Below are 661 nucleotides of genomic sequence, written 5' to 3'. Positions count from 1 at the left end.
GCTGATGCTTTCGGTGAACTTTTCGACCCGAGCGTCGACTGCGGAGCTAAAAACGCCGCTTTGAGAGGGGCTGTTCCGGGACAAGGGTGCCTCAGAATTATGCAAGGTTGCCCCCGTCGGATCCCACCATGCCGCTTCTTTGGCAGGCTCGGCTTCCGGCGATTGGCCTCGCTGAACTTCTTCTTCGTAGCTGACCTGGGCGACAGCACCATCCGACGCGTTTCCAGATGCCCGTCGGCTCGCTGCAAATCGCCTCGCAGACATAGCAGTTGAGCCATCGCAATTCGCAGGTCCCATTGCATCGGCTGCTTCTTGACGTCGTGGCCGGGATCATGGCCGTGAGCAATCACCTGGGTCGGCCGGAACTGGCGTTCCTCACCTTCGCGGCCTCCTCGTTACTCGCGGGCCTGGCATGCCTGCGGCTCCCCGAACCGGGCAAGCACCTGTTGAAGGCGTCTCCCGTGGTGCTCGACCCGGCTCGACCGGGGGAGGCCGTCGCCTGATCGATCGGAGCGAGCAGCCTTGATGGACCTCGTCGTCTTCACCGCAATCCTGGCCCTGGTGCTCGTGCTTCCGGCTGTGTTGCTCGTGCAAGTCGGGATCGACTGGATCGGTGATCGGATCGAGGACCACTGGCCCGACCGGACTCGTGCGGCTTCCC

Annotated in this window: 2 protein-coding genes; one reads left to right on the top strand and one right to left on the bottom strand. The window is 63.2% G+C overall.

The annotated features are described in order from the left end of the window. The coding region (locus AB1L30_RS00995; protein ID WP_367011468.1) for a hypothetical protein at positions 1–264 on the bottom strand (264 nt) is incomplete at its 3' end. Positions 265–269: 5 nt separating this feature from the next. Between AB1L30_RS00995 and AB1L30_RS00990 the strand changes: the two genes are divergently transcribed. Further along, positions 270–503 (top strand): hypothetical protein, encoded by a 234-nt coding sequence (locus AB1L30_RS00990; RefSeq protein ID WP_367011467.1) that lies wholly within the window; start codon positions 270–272, stop codon positions 501–503. The last annotated feature ends 158 nt before the right edge of the window (positions 504–661 follow it).

This window comes from Bremerella sp. JC817, assembly GCF_040718835.1.
In the GTDB taxonomy this organism is placed as follows: Bacteria; Planctomycetota; Planctomycetia; order Pirellulales; family Pirellulaceae; genus Bremerella.
The sequence above is the reverse complement of the archived record's forward strand: the minus strand, read 5'-3'. Positions and strand labels throughout refer to the sequence as shown.